This window comes from Novosphingobium sp. Chol11 (assembly GCF_945870625.1).
Taxonomy (GTDB): Bacteria; Pseudomonadota; Alphaproteobacteria; order Sphingomonadales; family Sphingomonadaceae; genus Novosphingobium.
The window spans coordinates 42392-66729 of sequence record NZ_CAMBTS010000004.1 but is presented as its reverse complement, the minus strand read 5'-3'; the positions used below and the strand labels follow the sequence as shown (position 1 = coordinate 66729).

At 64.5% G+C, this 24338-nt stretch carries 17 protein-coding genes; 6 read left to right on the top strand and 11 right to left on the bottom strand.

Annotation, left to right across the window (positions count from 1 at the left end; genetic code table 11):
* Positions 1 to 1030: 1030 nt before the first annotated feature.
* The 8 genes from glgX to Q0O40_RS01635 form a co-directional block, all read right to left on the bottom strand.
* Positions 1031 to 2782, bottom strand: coding sequence for a glycogen debranching protein GlgX (glgX, locus tag Q0O40_RS01670; RefSeq protein ID WP_295525375.1), 1752 nt, complete (start codon positions 2780 to 2782; stop codon positions 1031 to 1033).
* Entirely contained in the window at positions 2779 to 4434 is a 1656-nt protein-coding gene (locus Q0O40_RS01665; RefSeq protein ID WP_295525372.1) for an alpha-D-glucose phosphate-specific phosphoglucomutase, read from the bottom strand. The genes glgX and Q0O40_RS01665 overlap by 4 nt, the downstream gene beginning before the upstream one ends.
* On the bottom strand, positions 4431 to 5879 hold the full coding sequence (gene glgA, locus Q0O40_RS01660) for a glycogen synthase GlgA (protein WP_295525370.1): 1449 nt from the start codon (positions 5877 to 5879) through the stop codon (positions 4431 to 4433). Before glgA ends, Q0O40_RS01665 begins: the two co-directional genes overlap by 4 nt.
* 7 nt (positions 5880 to 5886) lie before the next feature.
* Complete coding sequence (gene glgC, locus Q0O40_RS01655; RefSeq protein WP_295525367.1) at positions 5887 to 7146, bottom strand: glucose-1-phosphate adenylyltransferase; 1260 nt, start codon at positions 7144 to 7146, stop codon at positions 5887 to 5889.
* 63 nt (positions 7147 to 7209) lie between these two features.
* Positions 7210 to 9381: a 1,4-alpha-glucan branching protein GlgB gene (gene glgB, locus Q0O40_RS01650; protein WP_295525365.1), complete on the bottom strand. Its 2172-nt coding sequence runs from the start codon at positions 9379 to 9381 to the stop codon at positions 7210 to 7212.
* Between the two features lie 10 nt (positions 9382 to 9391).
* A complete protein-coding gene (locus tag Q0O40_RS01645; RefSeq protein WP_295525385.1) occupies positions 9392 to 11827 on the bottom strand; it encodes a glycogen/starch/alpha-glucan phosphorylase in 2436 nt (811 codons plus the stop codon).
* 245 nt (positions 11828 to 12072) lie between these two features.
* Positions 12073 to 12603: a cytochrome b gene (locus tag Q0O40_RS01640; protein ID WP_295525363.1), complete on the bottom strand. Its 531-nt coding sequence runs from the start codon at positions 12601 to 12603 to the stop codon at positions 12073 to 12075.
* A 5-nt stretch (positions 12604 to 12608) separates the two neighbouring features.
* Positions 12609 to 13109 (bottom strand): Rid family hydrolase, encoded by a 501-nt coding sequence (locus Q0O40_RS01635; protein ID WP_295525360.1) that lies wholly within the window; start codon positions 13107 to 13109, stop codon positions 12609 to 12611.
* A gap of 280 nt (positions 13110 to 13389) precedes the next feature.
* Here Q0O40_RS01635 and Q0O40_RS01630 point away from each other — a divergent pair, with 280 nt between their 5' ends.
* From Q0O40_RS01630 to Q0O40_RS01615, 4 genes are all read left to right on the top strand, one after another.
* Entirely contained in the window at positions 13390 to 13845 is a 456-nt protein-coding gene (locus tag Q0O40_RS01630; protein ID WP_295525358.1) for a cytochrome c, read from the top strand.
* A gap of 69 nt (positions 13846 to 13914) precedes the next feature.
* Positions 13915 to 15504: a flavin monoamine oxidase family protein gene (locus Q0O40_RS01625; protein ID WP_295525357.1), complete on the top strand. Its 1590-nt coding sequence runs from the start codon at positions 13915 to 13917 to the stop codon at positions 15502 to 15504.
* 204 nt (positions 15505 to 15708) lie between these two features.
* Positions 15709 to 16704 (top strand): NADPH:quinone oxidoreductase family protein, encoded by a 996-nt coding sequence (locus Q0O40_RS01620; protein WP_295525355.1) that lies wholly within the window; start codon positions 15709 to 15711, stop codon positions 16702 to 16704.
* A gap of 950 nt (positions 16705 to 17654) precedes the next feature.
* Complete coding sequence (locus tag Q0O40_RS01615) at positions 17655 to 19064, top strand: M20/M25/M40 family metallo-hydrolase (protein WP_295525352.1); 1410 nt, start codon at positions 17655 to 17657, stop codon at positions 19062 to 19064.
* On the opposite strand, the gene Q0O40_RS01610 is transcribed toward Q0O40_RS01615, so the two are convergent.
* Complete coding sequence (locus Q0O40_RS01610; RefSeq protein ID WP_295525350.1) at positions 19045 to 19647, bottom strand: TetR family transcriptional regulator C-terminal domain-containing protein; 603 nt, start codon at positions 19645 to 19647, stop codon at positions 19045 to 19047. The two genes, Q0O40_RS01615 and Q0O40_RS01610, sit on opposite strands and share 20 nt — an antisense overlap.
* A gap of 68 nt (positions 19648 to 19715) precedes the next feature.
* Between Q0O40_RS01610 and Q0O40_RS01605 the strand changes: the two genes are divergently transcribed.
* Together Q0O40_RS01605 and Q0O40_RS01600 are read left to right on the top strand one after the other, a co-directional pair.
* A complete protein-coding gene (locus Q0O40_RS01605; protein WP_295525348.1) occupies positions 19716 to 20894 on the top strand; it encodes an aromatic ring-hydroxylating dioxygenase subunit alpha in 1179 nt (392 codons plus the stop codon).
* Between the two features lie 130 nt (positions 20895 to 21024).
* Entirely contained in the window at positions 21025 to 22656 is a 1632-nt protein-coding gene (locus Q0O40_RS01600; protein ID WP_295525346.1) for an NAD(P)/FAD-dependent oxidoreductase, read from the top strand.
* A 144-nt stretch (positions 22657 to 22800) separates the two neighbouring features.
* On the opposite strand, the gene Q0O40_RS01595 is transcribed toward Q0O40_RS01600, so the two are convergent.
* Both Q0O40_RS01595 and Q0O40_RS01590 read right to left on the bottom strand, forming a co-directional pair.
* A complete protein-coding gene (locus Q0O40_RS01595) occupies positions 22801 to 22986 on the bottom strand; it encodes a hypothetical protein (RefSeq protein ID WP_295525343.1) in 186 nt (61 codons plus the stop codon).
* Positions 22983 to 24311, bottom strand: coding sequence for an amino acid permease (locus tag Q0O40_RS01590; RefSeq protein WP_295525341.1), 1329 nt, complete (start codon positions 24309 to 24311; stop codon positions 22983 to 22985). Before Q0O40_RS01590 ends, Q0O40_RS01595 begins: the two co-directional genes overlap by 4 nt.
* Positions 24312 to 24338 lie beyond the last annotated feature (27 nt).

Sequence of the window (24338 nt, the reverse complement as noted above, 5' to 3'; positions counted from 1 at the left end):
GAACTTCGGCCGCCGATATTGGGCCTCTCTCCGGTCGGGCTACGCCCTCCCTGCGTGACGCCCAATATCGGCAATTCAGGACAGTAACCCGGCGGACAATCCACTTATCCGGCGCCGATCGCTGTTCAGACCAATCAGGCCACCTCTGTACTATTCTTGCCCCACGTCACGGCACGCCTGAAGCTCTTGAGGAAAAGCTTGCGAAGGAGGAGGCTCGCTTGAGGCGCAAAGGCTGGTCAGAGACCAAGGTTGCGCGAGCGATGGAGGATCGGCGTAAGGCAGATGCACGGCCAAGCGGTGGCGGCTCTGACAGCCTCGAACTCTGGAACGCCGTCCTTCGTGATCTCACTAACGAGCTTAAGCTACCGTATGCGGGCTTGTTAGTCAGGCTCTACTCAGGCGCGATTGCCACTGAGGTGTTTAATGCTACGCGCCGAGAGGTGCCAAAAGGCGTCCTCTAGCAGGATGCGCTCGCGTCCTTGGGGCATGATGAGGTTACAATCCTGCGCTAATCAATGTCCGCTCCCCACCACTTCCAGCCATGGCGGCTCACCAAATCGCCACCCAAAGCTCACCGTCGCCCCGTGCTTGACACGGGGCTTGGTTACCTTTCGGCGTCACCATGCAATGCTACCCCCGCCGGATACCATTGTTCCAAAAGGTCCAGCCAGTCGGGATTGTCCGCTTCGATCAGCGCGAATTTCCACTCCCGACGCCACTTCTTGACGAGCTTTTCGCGGGCGATGGCAGGTTCGATTTCCTCGTGCCGCTCGGCGTAGACCAGCCTTGTCTTGCCGAAGTCCTTTACGTGGATCGAGCCTTCACCCTCCCGATGCTGCCAAACGCGAGGATGCGAGGGAAGCCAAGCCCCGTGTCAAGCACGGGGCGACGGAAAGGGTGTTTGCAGAGACGTCCGCTTCCCACCAACTCCGGTCATTCGTCCGTCAATTGGGGCGGGTACCAAGTGTCAGATTTTGAACACTAAAACGGTAAAGCAGGCGACCCGCGCCTTCGCCTTTTTGCTCTTGTCCTAACCCGTTCCGGGCTCCGGCCCGGCTCCCGGACCGGCGCGGTCGACACGCAATCCCGTCGGCCGCGTCGGATCGCGCCATGAAAAGCCGGTGGTTGCGGGGTCTTCCCAGCGCGCGGCATCCATGGCCGCGCCATCGAGCGCGGTCCATTGGCCGGTCTGGGGAAACGCACGCATGTCGCAAAGCGCGCGCTGCGCGGCGAGGGCGGCGACATGGTCCTCCAGCGCAGCGTCGCGGCCTTGCCAATCGATCCAGGTGACCGGGTTATCCTGCGCATAGGCGTTGTTGTTGCCGTGCTGGGTGCGGCCAAATTCGTCACCGGCAGTGAGCATGATTGTCCCGGTCGAGACGAACAGCGTGCCGAGCATGGCGCGGGCGAGCGCGGCGCGGCGGGCGATGATGTCCGCATCGCCCGTTGCCCCTTCCGCGCCGTTGTTCCAGCTGAAGTTCTCGCCGTGCCCGTCGCGATTGTCCTCGCCATTGGCATGGTTGCGGCGATGTTCAAAAGCGAGCGTGTCGGTCAGCGTAAAGCCGTCGTGCGCGGCGAGGAAATTGACCGAGCGGCAGTGCGGCCCGAAAATGTCCGCCGATCCGGCGATGCGCGTGGCGAACGCGCCGACGCCGCCATCGCCGCGCCAGAAACGGCGCACATCGTCGCGGTAAACGTCGTTCCATTCAAGCCAGTTTGCCGGGAATTGCCCGAGTTGGTAGCCGCCGGGGCCGATGTCCCATGGCTCGGCGATCAGTACCCGGTCTGCCAGCCACGGATCGGCGGCGATTTCGGCAAAGATCGGCGCGGCAGGATCGAAGCCGGGGCCGCGCGCCATGACCGGGGCGAGATCGAAGCGGAAGCCATCGACACCGCACGTGCGCACGAAATGGCGCATGCTCTCCAAAACCAGCGCGCGCACGGCGGGGTTTGCGAAATCGAGCGTATTGCCGCAGCCGGTATCGTTGATCAGGCTGCCATCTGCATTGTGGGCGTAAGCGGCGTTGTCGAGCCCGCGCAAGGAGAGCACCGGGCCGTGCACGTCGCTCTCGCCGGTATGGTTGAACACCAGATCGAGGATCACGCCGATGCCGTGCGCGCGCAGGGCGGCGACGGTTTCGCGCAGTTCGGCCACGCCGCCCGGGCAGAGCCCCGGATCGAGCGCCATCAGCGCAACCGGATTGTAGCCCCACGCGTTGCTGAGCCCGAGCGGCGGCAGGTGGCGCTCGTCGATCCACGCAGTAATCGGCATCAGCTCAACCGCTTGGACGCGCAATTTGGTGAGGTGCGCGAGCACCGCCGGATGGGCGAGCGCGGCGATGGTGCCGCGCTGGTCCTCTGGCACAGCGGGATGCAGCATGGTGAAGCCGCGCACGTTGACTTCGTAGATCAGCCCGCCGAGTTCGAACACCGGCGGCTGATGCGGCACATCGGGCAGCGCGTGCGGCATCACTGCCTTGGGAACAATCGCCGTAGTATCAAAGCCATAGGCAGATAAGCTCGCGTCATAGACGAAGCGCCGATCCAGCTCCACCGCGTGCGGATCGACCAGCAGCTTGGCAGGATCGAACCACAGGCCCTGCTCGGGTGCCCACGTGCCATGGGCGCGCAGTCCGTACCGCGCGCCGGGGGCGGGGGGCGGCGCGGCCCACTGATCGCCCTGGCGGCGCATGGGGTGGCGGATTTCGTGGGTGCCTTCGAACAGGCAGAGATCGACCGCATCGGCGCGCGGCGCGTGGACCTTCAGCAGCGCTGCCGTCACGTCACCACGTCGGGCGCGGTGCGCCCGGTGTGGCGCGTGATCCCGGCAATCTCCTGCGCGGCGGCGATCAGTTCGCCAAGCATCGCATCGGTGTCGGCATCAAGGTTGCCGTTTGCCGGTTCGTAGCGCTCCAGATAGACGCGCAATGTCGCGCCTTCGGTGCCCGTGCCCGAGAGGCGAAAGACGATGCGCGAGCCGCCTTCGAACAGCACCCGCAGGCCCTGATTGGCGCTGGCCGAACCATCGACCGGATCGACATAGGAGAAGCTGTCTGCCTTGGCGACCACCAGCGGCCCGAAGGCCTTGCCGGGCAGCGCGGGGAGCGAGGCGGTGATTTCTGCCATCAAGGCATCGGCCTGCGCGGTGGGAAGCGCCTCATAGTCGTGCCGCGCGTAGTAATTGCGGCCATACTTCGCCCAATGTTCGTGGGCGAGCGCCTGAACGCTGATGCCCCGCACGGCGAGGATGTTGAGCCAGAGCAGGACTGCCCAGACGCCATCCTTTTCGCGCACGTGATCGGAGCCGGTGCCTGCGCTTTCCTCGCCGCAGATCGTGGCCTTTCCGGCATCGAGCAAGGTGCCAAAGAACTTCCAGCCGGTCGGCGTTTCGAAGCAAGGGATGCCAAGTTGCTCGGCGACACGGTCTGCCGCCGCGCTGGTGGGCATCGAGCGGGCGATCCCGGCAAGGCCGCCAGCATAGCCCGGCGCGAGGTGCGCGTTGGCGGCGAGCATTGCAAGGCTGTCGGACGGGGTGATGAAAATGCCCTTGCCCACGATCAGATTGCGGTCGCCATCGCCGTCTGAAGCCGCGCCGAATGCCGGGGCATCGGCGGCGAACATCGTTTCGAGCAGCGCGTGCGCATGGACGCGGTTGGGATCGGGATGATGCCCGCCAAAGTCTTCAAGCGGCACCCCATTGCGCACCGTTCCCGCCGCAAAGCCAAGGCGCTTCTCCAGCACTTCGATGGCATATGGCCCGGTGACGGCGTGCATCGCATCGAACGCCATGGTGAGGCCGCCGTGCACCGCCGCGCGGATCGCGGGGAAATCGAACAGCGTTTCCATAAGGTCCGCCCAATCGGCGACGGGGTCGATCACTTCGACCCGCATGCCCGCAACATCATGCGCGCCAAGGGCATCGAGATCGACATCGCTATCTGATTCTGGCGCATCGACGGTGAGCCAGCGGTCGATCGTCTGGGTGCGCGCGTAGATCGCCTCGGTCACGCTTTCGGGGGCGGGGCCGCCGTTGGCGATGTTGTACTTGATGCCGAAATCTTCGTCCGGGCCGCCGGGATTGTGGCTGGCCGAGAGGATCAGCCCACCGCTCGCACCATATTTGCGAATCACGTGGCTGGCGGCGGGGGTGGAGAGAATGCCGCCCTGGCCGACGAGGACGCGGGCGTAGCCATTGGCGGCGGCCATGCGGATGGCCTGCGCGATCACGGTGCGATTGTGATAGCGCCCGTCGCCGCCGATGACGAGGGTGGAGGCAGGATCGCGGGGCACGACATCGAACACCGCCTGAATGAAGTTTTCGGCGTAGTTCGGCGCGGCAAACACACGCACTTTCTTGCGCAGGCCCGATGTGCCCGGCTTTTGTCCGGCGATGGGCGCGGTGGCGATGGTCTGGATCAGGTGGTCTTCGCTCATGTGGTCCCCGTCAGGCTGGTGTATAAGTCGGCATAGGCCTTGCCGCTTCGGCCCCACGAAAAATCCGATTTCATGCCCGCGCGCTGGACGCTGCGCCATGCGTCCTGCTGGCCATAAAGCGCCACGGTCCGTGTGAGCGCTTCGGCTAGCGCAGGATAGCTAACCCCGTCAAATTGCAATCCTGTGGCAACCCCGGCAGCCAGCGCGGCGAAATTGGCGTCGATCACGGTGTCGGCCAGCCCGCCGGTGCGGCTGACCACCGGAACGCAGCCATAGGCCAGCCCATAAAGCTGGGTGAGCCCGCACGGCTCGAACCGGCTGGGCACGAGGATGGCATCGCCGCCGCCGAGCATGCGGTGCGACAGCGCCTCGTCATAGCCAGTGCGCACGCCGATGCGGCCGGGATGGCGCGCGGCGGCGGCATGGAGTCCGCCTTCGAGCATGGCATCGCCCGCGCCCAGCACGGCCAGCCGCCCGCCGATGCCGGCCAGATGGTCGAGCACCTCAAGCAGCACGTCGATGCCTTTTTGCCAAGTGAGGCGGCTGATCACGACAAACAGCGGGCCCTCATCGCGCTCCAGCCCGAATTCAGCCTCGATCGCGCGCTTGTTGGCGCGCCGCTGGCCGGGCGTGCGCACCGAATAGCGCGCGGCGAGCGCGGCATCCGTGGCGGGGTTCCAGTGTGCTGGATCGATGCCGTTGACGATGCCGCTGACCCGGCCGCCGCGGCTGCGGATCAGCCCGTCGAGCCCCATGCCGAACGCGGGCGAGCGAATTTCGCGCGCATATGTCGGGCTGACCGTGGTGATCGCGCTGGCTGCCTCCAGCCCCGCTTTCAGAAAGCCGACCCCGCCGTGATATTCCACCCCGTCGAGCGCAAAGGCTTCTGCCGGCAGGGCGAGCGCGGGGAACACGTCTGCGCCGTAATGCCCCTGAAACGCCATGTTGTGGATCGTCATGACCGAAGGCGACGCGCCGCCGCCGGAGGCAAAGCGCAAGTAGGCGAGCGCCATGGCGGCCTGCCAATCGTGCGCGTGGACGAGGGTGAAAGCCTGACCCGCGACCGCGCCCGCTGCGACATCGGCCCCGGCCCGGCCGAACGCGGCAAAGCGGTGCCAGTTATCGAGCCAATCGTGCCCGGCGGCGTCGCCATAAGGGCCGCCGGGGCGCGCGAAATAGCGCGGCGCATCGAGCACGAGCAGCGGATGGCCGCCGCTCTTGCCCGCAAGTAGCCGGGCCGGCGCGCCGAGCAGATCATCCCACGTGTGCACCGCCTTGGCCTTGCCGATCGCTTTGAGCACGGCGGGATAGCCGGGCAGGAAGGTGGTCAGCTCAACCCCATGCGGTGCGAGCGCGGCGGGCAGCGCGCCGACCACATCGGCAAGGCCGCCGGTCTTGATCAGCGGCGCCATTTCCGAGGCGATCGAGAGCACTTTCATCGTCATGGCGGCGCTATTTCAGCCGCTCGATCATCGGTTTGGTGATCAGGCAGACGCCATTTTCGGTGCGGCGGAAACGCTTGGCATCGAGCACCGGATCTTCGCCGACCACGAGGCCTTCGGGGATGCGCACGCCCGAATCGATCACCACGCGCCGCAGCCGCGCGCCGCGCCCGATGTTGCAATGGGGCAGGATCACCCCTTCCTCGACGCTGGAGAACGAGCCCATCTTAACCCCGGTGAAGAGCAGGCTGCGCCGCGCCACCGCACCCGAAACGATGCAATCCTGCGAGATCAGCGAAGAAATCGCCATGCCCCGGCGGCCATCGGAATCATGCACGAACTTGGCCGGAGCGGCCACGATCTGGTCGGTCCAGACCGGCCAGTCGCGGTCGTACATGTCAAGTTCGGGAACCACGTCGGTGAGATCGAGATTGGCCGCGAAATACGCATCGAGCGTGCCGACATCGCGCCAGTATTCGCCGGTGCCTTCGGCTGCGCGGATGCAGCTGTCTGTGAAGCGGTGCGCGACTACTTTGCCATGCTTGACGATGTAGGGGATGATGTCCTTGCCGAAATCGCGGCTGGAGCCGGGCGTGGCGGCATCGCGGCGCAGCTCGGCAAACAGGAAATCGGTGTTGAACACATAGATCCCCATCGAGGCCAGCGCGTTCGCCGGATCGCCGGGAATGCCCGGCGGATCGGCAGGCTTTTCGATGAAATCGGTGATCACGCTGGCGGTATCGACCGCCATCACGCCAAATTCGCGGGCCTCTGCGCGCGGCACCACGAGGCAGCCGATGGTGACATCGGCGCCCGCGTTGACATGCTGCTGGAGCATGCGTTCGTAGTCCATCTTGTAGATATGATCGCCCGCCAGAATGACCATGTATTTGGGCGCGTGGCTGGCGATGATGTCGATGTTCTGAAATACTGCATCGGCGGTGCCTTCGTACCACATCAGCTCGGAAATGCGCTGCGAGGCGGGCAGGATGTCGAAGCTTTCGTTGCGTTCGGGCCGCATGAAATTCCACGCGCGCTGCATGTGGCGGATCAGCGAATGCGCCTTGTATTGCGTGGCCACGCCGATGCGGCGGATGCCCGAATTGATCGCGTTCGACAGCGCGAAATCGATGATCCGGCTGACCCCGCCGAAATAGACCGCCGGCTTGGCGCGGTTGTCGGTCAGTTCGGCGAGGCGGCTGCCGCGCCCGCCGGCCAGAACATAGGCCATCGCATCGCGCGCCAGTGGCTGTCCGTATGTTTCCCTCATCTGCGCTCTCCCCTTTTTGCTTATGGCCCATTTTGCTTATGGCCCAGTTTGCTTACGGCGTTGTCATTGATCCTCGAAAACCAGCATCAGCGTGGACAGCGGCGGCAGCGCCACCAGCGCCGCGCCGTGCGATGCGATCACCTGTCCCAGATTGCCCTCGCCCGATCCGCCATAGATCGCGGCATCGCTGTTCAGCGCCTCGCGCCACACGCCGTCATGCGGCAGCGGCAGGCGGTAGTGGCTGTGGAAGGTGGGTGTCATGTTGCACACCACCGCCACCGGCGGCGCGCCCGGGGCCATGCGGATCCACGCAAACACCGAGGCGAGCGCATCATCGGCCACCAGCCAGGCAAAACCCTCGCCCTCACAATCGCGGGCATGGAGCGAGGGCAGCGCGGCATAAGCCTGGTTGAGATCGCGCACCCAGCGGCGCACGCCTTCGTGCGCGGGGGCACCCAGCAGTTCCCAATCGAGGCTGCGGGCCTCGCTCCATTCGCGGCGCTGGGCAAATTCCTGGCCCATGAACAGCAGCTTCTTGCCCGGATAGCCCCACATCAGGCCATAATAGGCGCGCAAGTTTGCAAATTTTTGCCAGTCGTCGCCGCTCATTTTGGTGAGCAGCGAGCCTTTGCCGTGGACGACCTCGTCGTGGCTCAAAGGCAGGACGAAATTCTCGCTGAAGGCATACATCAGCCCGAAGGTGATCTCGTCGTGATGGAAACGCCGGTGGACCGGATCGCGCGCCATGTATTGCAGGGTATCGTGCATGAAACCCATGTTCCATTTGAACCCGAAACCCAGGCCGCCGCCGTTGGGCCCGTCCTCGTGCACGGGTTTGGAAACACCGGGCCAACTGGTCGATTCTTCGGCGATAGTCACGAACCCGGCGTGGCTGGCGTAGACCGCCTTGTTCATCGCCTGCAGAAAGGCGACCGCTTCCCAGTTTTCGCGCCCGCCAGCGGCATTGGGAATCCATTCGCCCGATGCGCGCGAATAATCGCGGTAGAGCATCGAGGCGACCGCATCGACGCGCAGACCATCGACATGATAGGCCTCGGCCCAGAACAGCGCATTGTTGACGAGGAAACTGGCAACTTCGCGCCGCCCGAAATTGTAGATCGCGGTCTTCCAGTCGGGATGAAAGCCGAGCTTGGGATCGGCATGCTCATAAAGCGCGGTGCCATCGAAATGCGCAAGTCCATGCGCATCAACCGGGAAGTGCGCAGGCACCCAATCGATGAGGACACACAGCCCGGCGCGGTGCGCGCCGTCGACAAAGCGGGCGAAGCCATCCGGCCCGCCGAAGCGCGCAGAAGGAGCATAGAGCCCGGTGGTCTGATAGCCCCAGCTGGGATCATAGGGATGCTCGGACACCGGCAGGAATTCGATGTGGGTGAAGCCCATGTCGAGCACATAGGGGATGAGCTGCTCGGCCAGTTCATCCCAGGTGAGGAACTCGCCGCCATCCGGCTTGCGCCACGATCCGGCGTGCACTTCGTAGATCGCCATCGGCGCGCGGCGCGGATCGGTGGCGGCCCAGTGCGCGCGGTGCGCCGCGTCGCCCCAAGCGGGTTTGCCGACCTCGGCGATCACGCTGGCCGTGGCAGGGCGCAATTCGGAGGCGAAAGCGAAGGGATCGGCTTTCAGCGGCAGGACCGCGCCGTCTGGCCCGGTAATGCGGAACTTGTAAGCGCCGCCTGCGCCGATATCGGGCACAAACACTTCCCACACGCCGATATCGGCGCGGCGGCGCATCGGGTGGCGGCGGTGATCCCAGCCATTGAAATCGCCGACCACCGCGACAAGCTGCGCATTGGGCGCCCAGACCGCAAAATGCACGCCGCGCGCGCCTTCATGATCAATGACATGCGCGCCGATCTTGTCAAACAGGCGCAGGTGGGTGCCCTCGGCGATCAGAAAATCATCGGTCGGACCCAGCACCGGGCCAAAGGAATAGGCATCGGTTTGCCACCATTCGTGGCCGCCGCCGGTGCAGCGATAGCGCACCGGCTGGCGCGGACCCGAAACCGGGCCTTCGAACAGCCCGCGTGGATCGATCCGCGCGAGCGCGCCGAGCGAGATCCCGGCCAGATCATGCGCCTCGGCGGTCTCTGCGCCCGGCAGCACAGCGCGGGCAAATGCCCCGCGCGGACCTTCATGGATGCCCAGCAGCGCGAACGGATCCGCGTGGGTGCCTTCCAGCAAGGCTTCGAGGGCGCGCCCGGACGGCTTCATGTTGCAGGCTTCATGAGCCGGGTGTGACTCCCCAGATGTCGCGGGCATATTCGCGGATCGTGCGATCAGAGGAAAACCAGCTGACATTGGCGATGTTGCGGATCGCGGCGGCGCGCCAGGCGGCGGGGTTTTCCCAGCGCCGGTCGATGCCGCGCTGCGCGGCGTGATAGGCATCAAAATCGGCGGCGACCATAAACCAGTCGTGATCGTAGATCCCGCCCATCAGATCGGCGTAGCGCTTTGGATCATCGGGCGAGAAAACGCCGGTGGCGATCGCGGCAATCGCCTGCTGCAATTCGCGGCTGCCCTCGATCACTTCGCGCGGATTGTAGCCGTTGCCGCGCTTTTCCGCGACTTCATCGGCGGTCAGCCCGAAGATCACGATATTGTCGTCGCCGACACGGTCCTTGATCTCGATATTGGCGCCATCCAGCGTGCCGATGGTGAGCGCGCCGTTCAATGCGAACTTCATGTTGCCGGTGCCCGAAGCCTCCATCCCCGCCGTGCTGATCTGCTCGGAAAGGTCGGCAGCCGGGATGATCCGCTCGGCCAGCGTCACGTTGTAATTGGGCACGAACACCACTTTGAGCAGGCCGCCGACCGAAGGATCGGAATTGACCCGCCGCGCGATGTCGCTCGCCAGTTTGATGATCAGCTTGGCGTTGTGATAGCTTGATGCCGCCTTGCCGCCGAAAATCTTGACGCGCGGCACCCAGTCGCGCTCGGGATGGCTGCGGATCTGGTCATAGAGCGCCACTGTCTCAATTAGGTTGAGCAGTTGGCGCTTGTACTCGTGGATGCGCTTGATCTGCACATCGAACAGCGCATCGGGATCGAGCCGCAATCCGGTGAGCGTTTTGATGTGCCCGGCCAGCGCCACCTTGTTCGAGCGCTTGACCTCGGCGATCCGCTCGCCCAGCGCGGCGTCGTCCGCCAGCGCATTGAGGTCGGCAAGCTTCTCGGTCTCATCCAGAAAGCCGTCGCCGATAGCGTCCTTGAGCACCGCGACAAGACCCGGATTGCATTGCTGCAGCCAGCGGCGCGGGGTGACGCCGTTGGTCTTGTTGTTGATCCGCTCAGGGTAGAGCGCATGAAGATCGGCAAACACCGTGGACTTCATCAGCTCAGTGTGGAGCGCGGCCACGCCATTGACGCTGTGCGCGCCGGCGAAGGCCAGATTGGCCATGCGCACGCGCCGCTCGCCGCCTTCGTCGATCAGGCTGATCGCCGAAATCGCGTGCGGCTCAAGCCCGGCCTTGCGCGCCTCGCGCAGCACGCGGCTGTTGATCGCATAGACGATCTGCATGTGGCGCGGCAGCAGCCGCTCGAACAGCGGCAGCGGCCAGCTCTCCAGCGCCTCGGGCAGCAGCGTGTGGTTGGTGTAGCCGATGGTGCGCTTGGTCAGCTCCCATGCCTCGCTGAATTCAAGGCCGTGCACATCGACCAGCAGCCGCATCAATTCGGCCACCGCCACCGCCGGGTGGGTGTCATTAAGCTGGATCGCGGCTTTTTCGGGCAAGGTGCGGATATCGCCGAATTCCTGCACATGGCGGCGCACGATGTCTTGCAGCGAGGCGGAGGTGAAGAAAAACTCCTGCCGCAGGCGCAATTCCTGCCCCGCCGCAGTCGAATCCGCAGGATAGAGCACGCGCACCAGGCTGTCCGCGCGGGTCTGACCGGCCAGCGCGCCGATGTGGTCGCCCGCGTTGAAGGCATCGAGCCGGATCGGATCGAGCGCGCTGGCGGTCCATAGCCGCAGCGTGTTCACCCGCTTGCCGCGCCAGCCGACGACGGGCGTATCGATCGCATGCGCCTCGATCTGTTCGGCCGGATGCCACTGCACGCCTTCGCCCTGATCGATTACCTCTCCGCCAAAGCCGATGCGGTAGGCGCTCTCGCGGCGATCAAATTCCCATGGATTGCCGTGGCTGAGCCAGGTTTCCGGGAGTTCGACTTGCCAGCCATCGTCGAGCCGCTGGCGGAACATGCCGTTTACATAGCGGATGCCATAGCCGTAGGCCGGGATATCGAGGCTGGCGAGGCTTTCCATGAAGCACGCCGCCAGCCGTCCGAGGCCGCCATTGCCGAGCGCGGCATCGGGCTCAAGCTCCTCGATCTCGGCGAGATCGAAGCCATAATCGCGCAGCGCCTGCTCCATCTCGCGGGTCATGCCCATATTCGACAAGGCATCGCGCAGCAGCCGCCCGATCAGGAATTCGAGGCTGAGATAATAGACCCGCTTGGCGCCTTCATCGTAGGTGCGGCGGGTCGATTCCATCCAGCGATCGATCACCGCATCGCGCAAGGTGAGCACGGTGGCGGTGAACCAATCGTGCGGCTTGGCGGCGCGTTCATCCTTGCCGACGCGGTGGCGCAGCACGTCGATAATGTGGGCGTCGATGGCGGGCCAGCCTGCCGACGGGGCAGGCGCGCGGGGGACTTCGATGTTCAACGTAGAGGCTCCCTGTGATGCGCCCGCACACGCCGGAGTGCCGGGGCATCCCGGCAGATGCGGCCGTCAGACCAGCTTTTCGTCGTCATCCTGTCCCGATCCGCGCACGTCTTTGCCTGCATCCCCGCTCACTCCCGTTCAGCTGCAGTGTGCGCGTTATTCGTCTGTATGCGCAAGTATTACCGGTGAAAACGCGCACCGCAGCGATTTGAATACGAATGCGGCGCTGCTGTGCGTATTTACAGCATGCGCCGCAGCGTCTGATCCTTCAAGGCAAAGTGGTAATAAAGAGCCGCGCCGATGTGCAAGGCTGCCAGCGCGGCAAAGCCATAGCCGAGAATTTCATGGGCTTCCGTCGCCGCGCCGACAATCGGCATGGCCTTGGTCAACGGCAGCTTGGGCCACAGGAACAGGCCGTACATCGAGATCGGATACTTGCTCGCCGATACGAAAATCCAGCCGGTGATCGGCATGACGAGCATCAGCGCATAGAAGGACAAGTGCGTAACGCGCGCCACCTTGCGCAGCAGCGGGCTGACATCCGCAGCGTGGGGAGGCGCGCGCCAAGTCAGCCGCCAGCCCAGCCGGACCAGCGAGAGCAGCAGGATGAGAATGCCGGTCGCCAGATGCGAGGGCGCCGGGATCTGGAGTTCTTCCAGCGTCTCGCCCAGCAGTCCGGTGACGAGATTGAGGAGGACAAGCGCGGCGATGATCCAGTGCAGCGCCCGCGCGGTCTGGTTGTAGCGCACGGGCCCCGGAATGCTGGCCATGCCGATCAACGCTTCTTGGCGGCGATCGCCTCGATCTCGATGAGGAAGTAAGGACCGGCGAGCGCTGCGACCTGAACGGTCGAACGCGCCACGGTATTGGGGTTTTCAGCGGTCTTGAAAAACTGCTTGAAGCCTTCGTTGACGCCGGCAAAATCCATCTTGCCCAGCTTTGGATCGGCCACGACAAACTGCGTCAGCTTGATGATGTCCGACATCGCATAGCCGCGCGCTTCGAGGATTTTCTTGATCTGATTGAACGTGCTGATCGTCTGGGTCTTGGTGTCGCCCAGATCCTCGATCGATTTGACCTGGTCAAAAGTCTTGGTGGGATCGACCGGCGAGGCCAATTGGCCCGAGAGATAGAAGATATCGGTGCCCGCCTGAACGTCTGCGCCATCAAGGATCAACCCCTTGGGATTGCTCTGAATGCGCGTCACTTGCGCCTGCGCGGTGGCCAGAGGGGCAAGCGCGATGAGGGCCGCGGCGGACAGAAGCGTGAAGCGCATCGGTGGTTCCTTTTTTGCAGGAGCGGTTGGTATTAGCGGGACATCACCCACCCTTAGGTCATGGCCATGCATGGGTCATACGCGAAACAGCGCATGGGCAAAAGCGCTCGCTTGAAGCGTGTAGCAGCATGCTGGGGCAGGTTTGAGCAATGCATCAGGTGAACTGGCATCACTGTGCTTGCCCGAAAGGCGCAGTTATCGGGACAACAAACTGCTTTGCGCACATGGTGCGACACCATAACACGAGCCAATCATTCATTTTGTGCATGAAAGCTGGCATATGATCTTGCTCAGGTATCGAGCAGCGGCGTTGCTCTCGGGCACCCTTTCTCTCGCCGTCGCGCTCGCTCAGGCATCGCCCGGCTTCGCGCAGGACCGGCCCAGCAATGGCGAATCCGCGGTCGAGGTTTCGGCCGAAGGCCGCGAGATTTATGAGCAGATCTGCCAATCGTGCCACATGGCCGATGCCAAGGGCTGCGGCGTGCCCGGCGCGATGTTCCCCGCGCTGGCAGACAATCCCCGGCTGGCGGACAAGGACTATGGCAGCATCATCCTGCTCAAAGGACGCGGCGGCATGCCGTGGTTTGCCGGCATGCTGACCCGCCCGCAGATCGCCGCTGTGCTCAATTACGTGCGCGGCCATTTCAACAAGTATCAAGATACGGTGACGGTGGCCGATCTCGATCGGATCACGACTGCCAATCCGCCGGTGCCCGATTGCAATTGCGGCCACTGATCCGCCGCGTTTTGCCAAATTCATTTGGGGTTCGGCGTTCCTGCCGCCCCCGCCGCCACAGGAGGTTTCATGCTCGATCACTTCACTGCGCCAACGCGGCGCGATCTGCTCAGGGTGATCGGCAAAGTCGGCGGCGGTGCGGCGCTTTATCAGACGATGACGGTGCTGGGCCATGCGGCCGAATCGCATTTCACCGGCCCGCCGCAGCTCACCGGCGCGCGGCCCGGCGCATCGGTGCTGGTGATCGGCGCGGGCCTTGCCGGGATGCTCGCGGCCTATGAACTGACCAAGGCGGGCTACAAGGTCCAGATTCTGGAGCTGCAGGGACGCGCGGGCGGGCGCAACATGACGCTGCGCGGCGGCGATACGGTGAACGAACTGGGCTCGGTGCAGAAAGTGGGCTTCGCGCCGGGCAATTATCTTAATCCCGGCCCCTGGCGCATTCCCTATCACCACCGCACCGTGCTGCATTACTGCAAGGAACTGGGCGTTGCGCTCGAACCGTTCATGCAGAGCAACCACAACGCCTTCATCCACCGCAAGACCGCATTTGGCGGCAAGCCGCAGCGCTACCGCGACCTGACGATTGACTTCAAAGGCCACGTCTCCGAGCTGCTGGGCAAGGCGCTCAATGCCGGCGCGCTCGATGCTGCGGTCACGCCGGAGGACAAGGCCAGGTTGCTTGAGGCGATGCGCAGTTGGGGCGTGCTCGACAAGAACATGACCTATGGGAAAAGCGAGAAAGTGGGCGAGCAGCGCGGCTGGGAGCGGCCGCCGGGCGGCGGGGTGAACGGCGCGCCGATCCCCAATGATCCCTTCGGCCTTTCCGAAACGCTCGACAGCAAGATCTGGGATCAGCTTGGCTTCTTTGCCGAGCATGCGATGCAAACCTCGATGTTCCAGGCCAAGGGCGGGATGGACCGGATCGGCAAGGCATTTCAGGCGCGCGTGGGCAAGACGATCCGCTTCAACACGCGCATCACCAAGATCGCGCAGGACGAAAAGGGGGTGACCGCCAGCTGGACCGACGCCATCACCGGCGCGGCCGGCGAGACCAAGGCCGATTGGATGGTCTGCACCATTCCTGCCAGCATTCTGGGCCAGATCGACGTGCAAATCGCCGATACCAAGAAAGCGGCGCTCAAAGCGTTGCCCTATGGAAATTCGGTGAAGATCGGGCTGGAGATGAAGCGCCGCTTCTGGGAAACCGAGGATGCGATCTATGGCGGGAGCTCGTTCACCGATCAGGCGATCGGGCTGGTCAGCTATCCGGGTCACGGTTGCTTCAGCGATGGTCCGGCAGTTCTTCTCGGCGCTTATCCGTTCGGGGTGGGCGCGTATGTGCTGGCGGGGATGACCCCCGAAAGGCGCATCCAGGCCGCGCTGGATCAGGGCGCGGTGTTCCATCCGGCGCACTACAAGGCGGAGTTCAGCAATGGCGCGTCGCTGGCGTGGAGCCGTATGCCGTGGATTCTGGGATGCTGCGCCACCTGGACCGAGGAATCGCGCGCCGCGCATTATCAGAATCTGGTGTCGATGGACGGGCGCATCGTGCTCGCGGGCGAGCATTGCTCGTATTACGGCTGCTGGCAGGAAGGCGCGCTGCTCTCCTCGCTCGACGCCATCACCAGGCTGCACCAGCGCGCATTGGCGGGGTGAGCCGGGGGCAGGGCGCGCTTGCGGCAAAAAGTATCTTCGTCACCCAGAACGCGTTTCAGGGTCCATCCATCTGCATATGCGGTGCTCGCCGGAAAGGCACCCCGCGGCAGCATCATCTTTTCATTGCAAGCTCCGGCGCGCGCTGAGAGATGGACCCTGAAACAAGTTCAGGGTGACGACGGCTGGACTGAGCGGGTGACTGACATGGCTGCAGAATCGACAATGCGCGTCCTCGAAGTTTCAGCGCTCGCGCCCGATCTGGCGGGGGTAGCGCTGGGGACGCGCGCGGTGCCGGAGCCCGGGCCGGGCGCGGCGCTGGTGCGGATCGAGGCAGCGGCGCTGGGTTTTCCTGACTTGCTCATGACCGAGGGGCTCTATCAGGCCAAACCGCCACTGCCGTTCGTGCCGGGCATGGAAGGGGCAGGGGTGGTCGCGCGCGCGGGGCCAGGCAGCCAGTGGCAAGCCGGCGACCGGGTGATCGTCGGCGGGATCGGCTGCGCGGCGCAGTACGGCGTGTTTGCCGATGCGGCGATCATGGCGCTGCCGGATCGCTTGAGCTTTGCCGAAGGGGCGGCCTTGCGCGCCGCCTATCTCACCGCGTGGGTCGCGCTGGTGCGGCTGGGCCGCGCCGAGGCGGGCGAGACGCTGGTGGTGCACGGCGCGGCGGGCGGCGTGGGCCTTGCGGCGGTCGATCTGGGCCGCGCGCTGGGCCTTGCCGTGATTGCGGTGGCATCGAGCGCGGAGAAGCGCGCCGAGATTGCGCGGCTTTATGCGCCCGATCACCTTCTCGCGGGGCCGACTGGAATCCGCGAGGAAGTGCTGGCGCTCACCGGCGGGCGCGGGGCGGAACTGGTCTATGATCCGGTCGGCGGCGATGTGTTCGATGAGGGCTGCCGCTACACCGCGTTTGGCGGCCGCCTGCTGGTGGTCGGCTTTGCCAGCGGCCGCATCCCGCAGGTGCGCGCCAACATCCCGCTGATCAAGGGTTTCGCCGTGGTCGGCGTGCGCGCGGGCGAATATGGGCGGCGCTTCCCGGAGCGCGGGGCAGAGAACGTCGCCGCGATCCTCGCGCTGGCGGTAGAAGGCAAGATCCGCCCGCATGTAAGCGCGCAAGTCGGGCTGGACGACTGGCGCGAAGCCTATCTTGCGATGCGCGAACGCCGCGTGGTGGGGCGCACGGTGATCCTGCCGCATGGGTGAAGGGGGATGATCGGTTCGCGTGCGCCGCGCCGCTGCTGCTAGCTTTCCGCCAGATCCTGGGCAGCCGAAAAGCGGGCAGATAAGCGCTCGAACGCCGCCTCCTCATTAGAATTGGCGGGCTTCCACCTGTAGTCATAGCCGCGAACCATCAGCTGGCGGCAGCGCCTGCAGTGGGTCCACCTGTTGAATTCGTAGCTTTTTGATTGCTGGCGAAGCGGCCAATGGCCACGAAAATGGCACCACACCCGTGTCAAGGATCTCAGCTTATAGAACATTTTTGACGGTCAACTGGTTTTCCATCCTCAGCGGGAGTTTCGGGCACGCACCTGCGGAGCTTAACCTATATTGTTAACGGCATGGTCCGTCTACGCCAACTAGCTAAATGCTGTGCCAGGACGGCTCTCATCACGGCCCGGTCGCCGCAGCCTTGCCGCCGGGGCCTTTGACATGGCGGGGCTCGCGGCCTTCCGCCCGTGTCCCGGCGCGTTTCTCGGCGGCGAATAGCAGAGCGCGTGGTGTCGACCACCAGCGCCGGATCGCATGCTTCTACCCCAAAAAAAAGGGGCCATCCGTTGCCGGATGGCCCTTGAAAGTTTGGGAGAGGGTGCCTGAAAGGCTTAAGATAAATGCGCCCCTGGGGACTATCTCGCAAGTGCGAAATGCACGAACATGGTTGCGCTTTATGCAATCGATTGTTTCGGGTGGGGTGGAACTCTTGCACCTCCAACCCCGCTCACCCTGCAGTCCTGAGCATGTCGAAGGGCGAAAGGTGTTAGCGCAGCGGTTGCGCTGCGATGCTTCGACAAGCTCAGCATGAGCAGGGTTGGGGTGTTTGAGTAAGGCTTGGCGCAAGCCGCTCTAAACCTCTGAAATTCCAGGCGCATGACAAAACCTGTTGCCAGCACGGCGCAGGCGGGGCAGCTTTGCCCGCATCAAGGAGCCAGCCTGACATGATCAAATCTCGCCTCACCCTCTCCGCCGCGATGGCGGCATTTGCACTTGCGGGCCATCCCGCCCAGGCCGCAGCGCCCGGCTACCCGCAGGCGGAAGCGCAAGTGCTTGATCTTTCGATGAAGTCCATTGCCATGCGATCGGTGCGCGGGCCGAACAACCGCACCATCGACGTGGCCAATCTTTACAAGCAGGCGCTGCTTGCCGGCGGCTGGGCCGAAGGCGACATCGAGATAACCCCGGTCGATGATACGGCCTATATCATTGCCACGTGGAAGGGATCGGAACCGGCGCTGAAGCCGCTGGTGATTTCGGGGCATATGGACGTGGTGGAAGCCAAGCCCGCCGACTGGACACGCGATCCGTTCACCCCGGTGGTCGAGGAAGGCATCCTCTATGGCCGCGGCGCGACCGACATGAAGTTCAACGGGGCGACGGCGCTGGCCTCGCTGGTCGAGCTGCGCCGCGCTGGCTTCAAGCCGAAGCGCAGCGTGATCCTCCAATTCTCGGGCGACGAGGAAACGGTGATGAAGACCAGCGGGATCATCGCCGAGAAGCTCAAGAATGCCGAAATGGTGATCAACATCGATGGCGGCGGCGGCAAGCTGGACGAGGCATCGGGCAAGCCGCTGGCATGGTCGTGGGACGGCGCGGAGAAGACCTATGGCGATTTCCAGCTCGAAGTGACCAATCCCGGCGGCCACAGTTCTGCGCCGCGCCCAGATAACGCCATCGTGCAACTGGCGCAGGCGCTGGCGAAAGTGGGTGCTTACAAATTTCCCGCCGAGCAGAACGAGCTGACCAAAGGCTTTTTCGCCAAGGCCGCCGATCTGGAGCCCGATCGGGAGTTGGCCGCGGCGATGCGCGCCTTTGCCGCCCATCCGGGCGATGAGGCCGCGCTCGCGATCCTGCGCGCCAATCCGGCCACGGTTGGCAAAGTGGGCACGACGTGTGTGCCGACGATGGTCAGCGCCGGCCACGCGGTCAACGCGCTGCCGCAGCGCGCCACTGCGAATGTCAACTGCCGCATCTTCCCCGGCCATCTGCGCGCCGAGATCATGGCGCAACTGGGCAAAGTGATCGCGATGCCGGTGGTCAAGATTACCGATGTTTCCGAAGGCTCGCTCGAAACGCATGCCTCGCCGATGCGGGCGGATTTTGTCGCGGCGAGCGAGAAGGCGATCCGCAAGGCCTGGGGCAAGGATGTCGTTGTGGTGCCCGGCCAGTCCTCGGGCGCTTCTGACAGCATGTACTACCGCGCGCTCGATGTGCCGAGCTATGGGGCCAGCCCGCTGTTTACCAAGGATTCGGAGGAATTTTCGCATGGCCTCAACGAGCGGGTGCGGCTGGTGAATATCCGCCCCGGGATCACCTATTTCCTCAGCCTCGTCACCGATCTGGCGAAATGAGCGCATCGAGGAAGCGGCGCGCAATCCCGCCCGCTTCCTCCGCGCTGAAGCACCCAGGCGATAGGCACAGCTCCAGCCAAAGCCCATCGACCAGCGCGGTAACCGCAATCGCGGCCCGGCGCAGATCGGGCTCTGGTACGCCGCATCCGGCCAGCAGGCGTTCGAGGCGGGCGCGATAGCCGGCATATTGCGCATCGTGCTGGCGCGCGAGATCGGCGCGCGCGGTAATCAGGCTCCAGAACGCGATCCATGTCGCCAGCAGCGCGCGATCGGCAATCGGCGCGTCAAAGCTGGCGGTGACGAAGGCTTCGAGCCGCGCGCGGGGGGCGGCGCCAGCCGCCGCGACTGCGGCATCGAGCGCGTCTGACACTTGCGCATCGACATGGGCATACGTCGCCGCCACCAGCGCGTCGATCCCGCCGAAGTAATGCCCGACAAGGCCAGGCGAAACTCCCGCCTCCAGCGCAATCGCGCGCACACTCGCACCGGCGGAACCGGCGGCGGCAAGCACCCGTGCGCAGGCCTCGATCAGGCTGAGGCGGCGGGCGTCAGGCTCGGCGCGGGAGAAGGCGGGCGATTTCATCTTGCATGGGATACGCGTTGTTGTACGATCGTCCAACAGGCAATTTCGTGCGCAGGGATTCGGCAGATATGGGTGATCAATCCGCGTTTCCGGCGCTGGCTGAGAGTGAGCACGATCCCGACGCGGACTGGAGCCTGCCCGGCTGGCTCTACACCGATCCCGAAAACCATGCGCGCGAGATGGAGCGCGTGATCCGCCCGTCGTGGCAGATCGTCTGCCACGAAAGCGATCTGGCGCAGCCCGGCGATTACCGCACGCTCGACTATATCGGCGAAAGCGTGATCGCGGTGCGCGGCGAGGACGGCGTCATCCGCGCCTTCGCCAATGTCTGCCGCCACCGCGCGATGCGGCTGGTCGAAGGCCCGGCAGGCTGCGCGAAGAAGCTGGTGTGCCCCTATCATGCCTGGGCCTATGAAACCGATGGCCGGCTGACCGGGGTGCCGATGAAGGCGGATTATCCAGCGCTGAAGCTGGAGGAAAACGGGCTGGTGCCAGTGGCGCTGGAGATTTGGCACGGCTTCGTGTTCGTGCGGCTGACCGATGCGGGCTTTCCTTCGGTGGCGGAGATGATGGCCCCCTATGAAGCCGAAGTCGCGCCTTACCGGTTTGCCGAGATGCGCCGGATCAGCGATGTGCGGCTGCGCCCGCGCAGCGTGAACTGGAAGAATGTCGGCGACAACTATTCCGACAACCTCCACATTCCAGTGGTCCACGACGGGCTGGTGCGGATTTTCGCCAAGTCCTACGAGATCGAGGCGCAGGAATGGGTCGACCGGATGAAGGGCGATCTGGTCGACAAGCCTTCTGCGCTGTTCTGGGAGCGGTTTTATCAGGCGCACCTGCCGCCTGCGCCGCATCTGCCGCTCGAAGGCCAGCGGCGCTGGCTCTATTACAAACTGTGGCCCAATATCGCTTTTGATATCTATGCCGATCAGATCGATTTCATGCAGTGGCTGCCGACCGGGCCGACGACTTGCGTGCTTCGCGAAATGGCCTTCGCCTTGCCCGATGCGAGCCGCGAAATGAAGCTGGTGCGCTATGCCAACTGGCGGATCAACAGGGTGGTCAACAAGGAGGATACCTGGCTGATCGAGCGGGTGCAGCAAGGCATGGCCTCGCAAACCTATGGCGCGGGGCCGATTGGCCAGAGCGAGGTCTGCCTGCGCAGCTTCGCGCGCAAGATCCGCGCGATCACGCCCGAGGCGCGGCTGCACAAAGCGCCGCCGCCGGGGTGGAGCAAGGGCTAAGGGAATGCCCACCCCCGGCCCCTCCCGCAGGCGGGAGGGGGGAAGGAGGGGCGCAACGCAAATCTCCCTTCCCGCTTGCGGGAGGGGTCGGGGGTGGGTTCTTCCCACTTAGGAAATCGGGAGCATACCAATGACCAATCGCTACGACGCGCTCATCATCGGCGGGGGCCACAATGGCCTTGTCTGCGCGTTTTATCTGGCCAAGGCGGGGATGAAAGTGCGCGTGCTGGAACGGCGCGATATCGTCGGCGGGGCCTGCGTGACCGAGGAATTTCATCCCGGTTTCCGCAATTCGACCGCGAGCTACACGGTCAGCCTGCTGCGGCCCAAGGTGATCGCCGACATGAAGCTGCACGACCGCGGCTTTCGCATCATCGAGCGCACGATCAGCAATTTCTTCCCGTTTGCAGATACCTACCTGAAGCTCGGCGGCGGGGCGGCGCGCACCGAGGCGGAGTTTGCGCGGTTTTCGCAGAAGGACGCCGACGCCTACAAGCATTACGACGCCGCGCTTGAAAAGGTGGCACAAGTGCTGCGCGATATCGCGCTGCAAACCCCGCCCAATGCCGGCGGCGGCGCGCGTTCACTGATGCTGGCGGCGCAGCAGGGCTGGCCGCTGGCCAAGATGGACCTCGCCGCGCAGCGCGATCTGCTCGACATTTTCACCAAGTCGGCGCGCGATTTCCTCGATGGCTGGTTCGAACATGATTATGTGAAAACTGCGTTCGGCTTTGACGCAGTCGTGGGCAATTATGCCGGCGTCTCGACCCCGGGCAGCGCTTACGTGCTGCTCCACCATGTGTTTGGCGAAGTGAACGGCAAGATGGGCGCATGGGGCCATTCGGTTGGCGGGATGGGCGCGATCACCACCGCGATGGCCGCCGCCTGCGCCGAATATGGCGTGGAAATCAGCCTCGAATGCCCGGTCGACAAAGTGCTGGTGAACAATGGAAAAGCGACCGGCGTCAAGCTGGCGAGCGGCGAGGAGCTTTATGCGCCGATCGTTGCGGCCAATGTCGGCCCGGCGATGCTCTTTCGCCAGATGGTGGATGCAAGCGATCTTGATCCCGATTTCAACCGCCGGATCAAGGGCTACAAGACCGGCTCGGGCACTTTCCGCATGAATGTCGCGCTGTCGGAGCTGCCCAGCTTTACCGTGCTGCCGGGCAAGGACAAGGCCGAGCACCACACCGCCGGGATCATCATCGCGCCGGGCATGGACTACATGGATCAGGCGTTTACCGACGCCAAAGCGCAGGGATGGTCGAAAAAGCCGATCATCGAGATCAAGTTGCCGAGCACAGTGGACGACAGCCTCGCGCCGCCGGGCCAGCATATCGCCAGCCTGTTCTGCCAGCAGTTCGCGCCCGAATTGCCGCCCAAGAAGAACGGCAGCCCGCAAAGCTGGGACGATGTGCGCGAGAAGGTGGCCGATCTCATCATCGACACGGTCAACGACCATGCCCCCAATTTCAAGGCAGCGGTGCTGGGCCGCCAGATCCACTCGCCGCTCGATCTGGAGCGCAAGTTCGGCCTGATCGGCGGCGATATCTTCCACGGCCAGATGGGCCTCGACCAGCTTTATGGCGCGCGGCCCGTGCTCGGCAACGGCGACTACCGCTCGCCGATCAAGGGGCTCTACATGTGCGGATCGGGCACGCACCCGGGCGGCGGCGTCACCGGCGCTCCCGGCCACAATGCGGCGGCGGAGATCATCCGCGACCGCTCGGTGGTGTGGAAAGCGCTGCATAGGGCGCGGTAAAGCACCCCTCCGTCAGTCCTCCGGACTGCCACCTCCCCATTTGCCCTGCGGGAAAATGGGGAGGACCTTGATCCTCCCTGTTTTGACGAAGTCCAAACGGGGAGGGGGACCGGCGCCGAAGGCGGTGGTGAAGGGGGACGCGCGCTAGAGCGCTGCGATCAGCGAGATCCCAAACTCGAACACGAACTGCAGCAGCACGGGCAGCAGCTGGATGCCCACCTGCAGCACCCCCCATAGCACCCACACCGTGATCGCCCCGGCGATGATCCAGTGCTGCTTGCAATAATAGAGATAGCGCAGCCAGAGCCGCTTCCACCAGCGGGGCTTCATGCCAGCGCCGCGCCTTGCCCCCGCCGCACCGCCCAATAGACCGGCAGCCCTGCCGCCACGAGCAGCGCGCCGTATCCCACCGCGCTCGCGCCCAGCCCCCAGGTCGCCCAGACGATGAACGCCGCGCCGATCAGCGCGACCACGATCAGCCAGCGTTCTTCCGGCAAGAGCCGGATCGCGGCCATCATGCTGATGAAATAGCTGAGCATTCCCGCCGCCAGACTGATCGAGGCAATGAACTGGAACAGATCGCCCATGCCGCGCCCGAAATTGAGTAGAGTTACCGCCGAAAGCAGGATCGAGGACACCACATGGCTGCGCACCGGCGTGCCGCTCGCGCCATCATGTGCGAACCATGCCGGAAACACCCCGCCGCGCGCCATCGCGCAGGGCATTTCGCCTTGCAGCAGGATGAAACCGTTGAGCGTGCCGAAGGCGCTGATCGCGGCGAAGACCGCGACCACTTGCCCCATGCCGCTGCCGAAATAGCGGCCCAGCAAATCGGCGACCGGGGCGGGGGAGGCGGCGGCGGCAGCCAACGGCATATAGGCCCAGAAGGCCAGGCTGATGCCGAGGTAGATCACGCCTGTGAGCATTACGCCGATCAGCGTGGCGAGCGGCACCACGCGCGCCGCGTTTTCCACTTTGCCCGCCGGAACGGTCGCGGATTCAAGGCCGAGGAAGCCCCAGAAGGTGAGGCCCGCCGCCGTTGCAATCGCGCCCGCCGCAATCGGCACCGGCGGCTGCGCTACATGCGGCGCGCCGATCAGCGTGAGCCACAGCGCAAGCCCGATCAGCAGCACCAGCGGCATCAGCTTGATCGCGCTGGTGATCACCGAAACCTCTCCGGCAGAGCGCACACCGCGAATATTGACCCAGGTCAGCAGCCAGACGCAGCCCACCGAGAGCAGCGCGGGCAGGCCGGTGGTCTGGCCGATGGCGGGAAAGATCAGGCTGAGATTGCTGACGACGGCGACAGCAATCGCGCCGTTGCCCGCCCACAGCATCACCCAATAGCTCCATGCCGCGCAAAACCCGGCAAACGGCCCGAACGCGGCCTGTGCATAGGCATAAGGCCCGCCGCAGATCGGCAGCTTCGCGCTCATCCGCGCAAACACCGCAGCAAGGCAGGTCGCCCCGCCGATGGTCACGATCCAGCCATAAAGCTGGTTGGTGCCCAGCGGCGCGAGCGTGGCGGGGAGCAGATAGATGCCCGAGCCGATCATGTTGCCGACACACAGCGCCAGCACCATCCAGAAGCCGAGACCTTTGCCCTTGGTGCCCACGCGCGCCTCCCCCGCTCCCCGCTTCGGGGACAAGATCATGACAGTAACGCTTGATCGCGCGCCGTC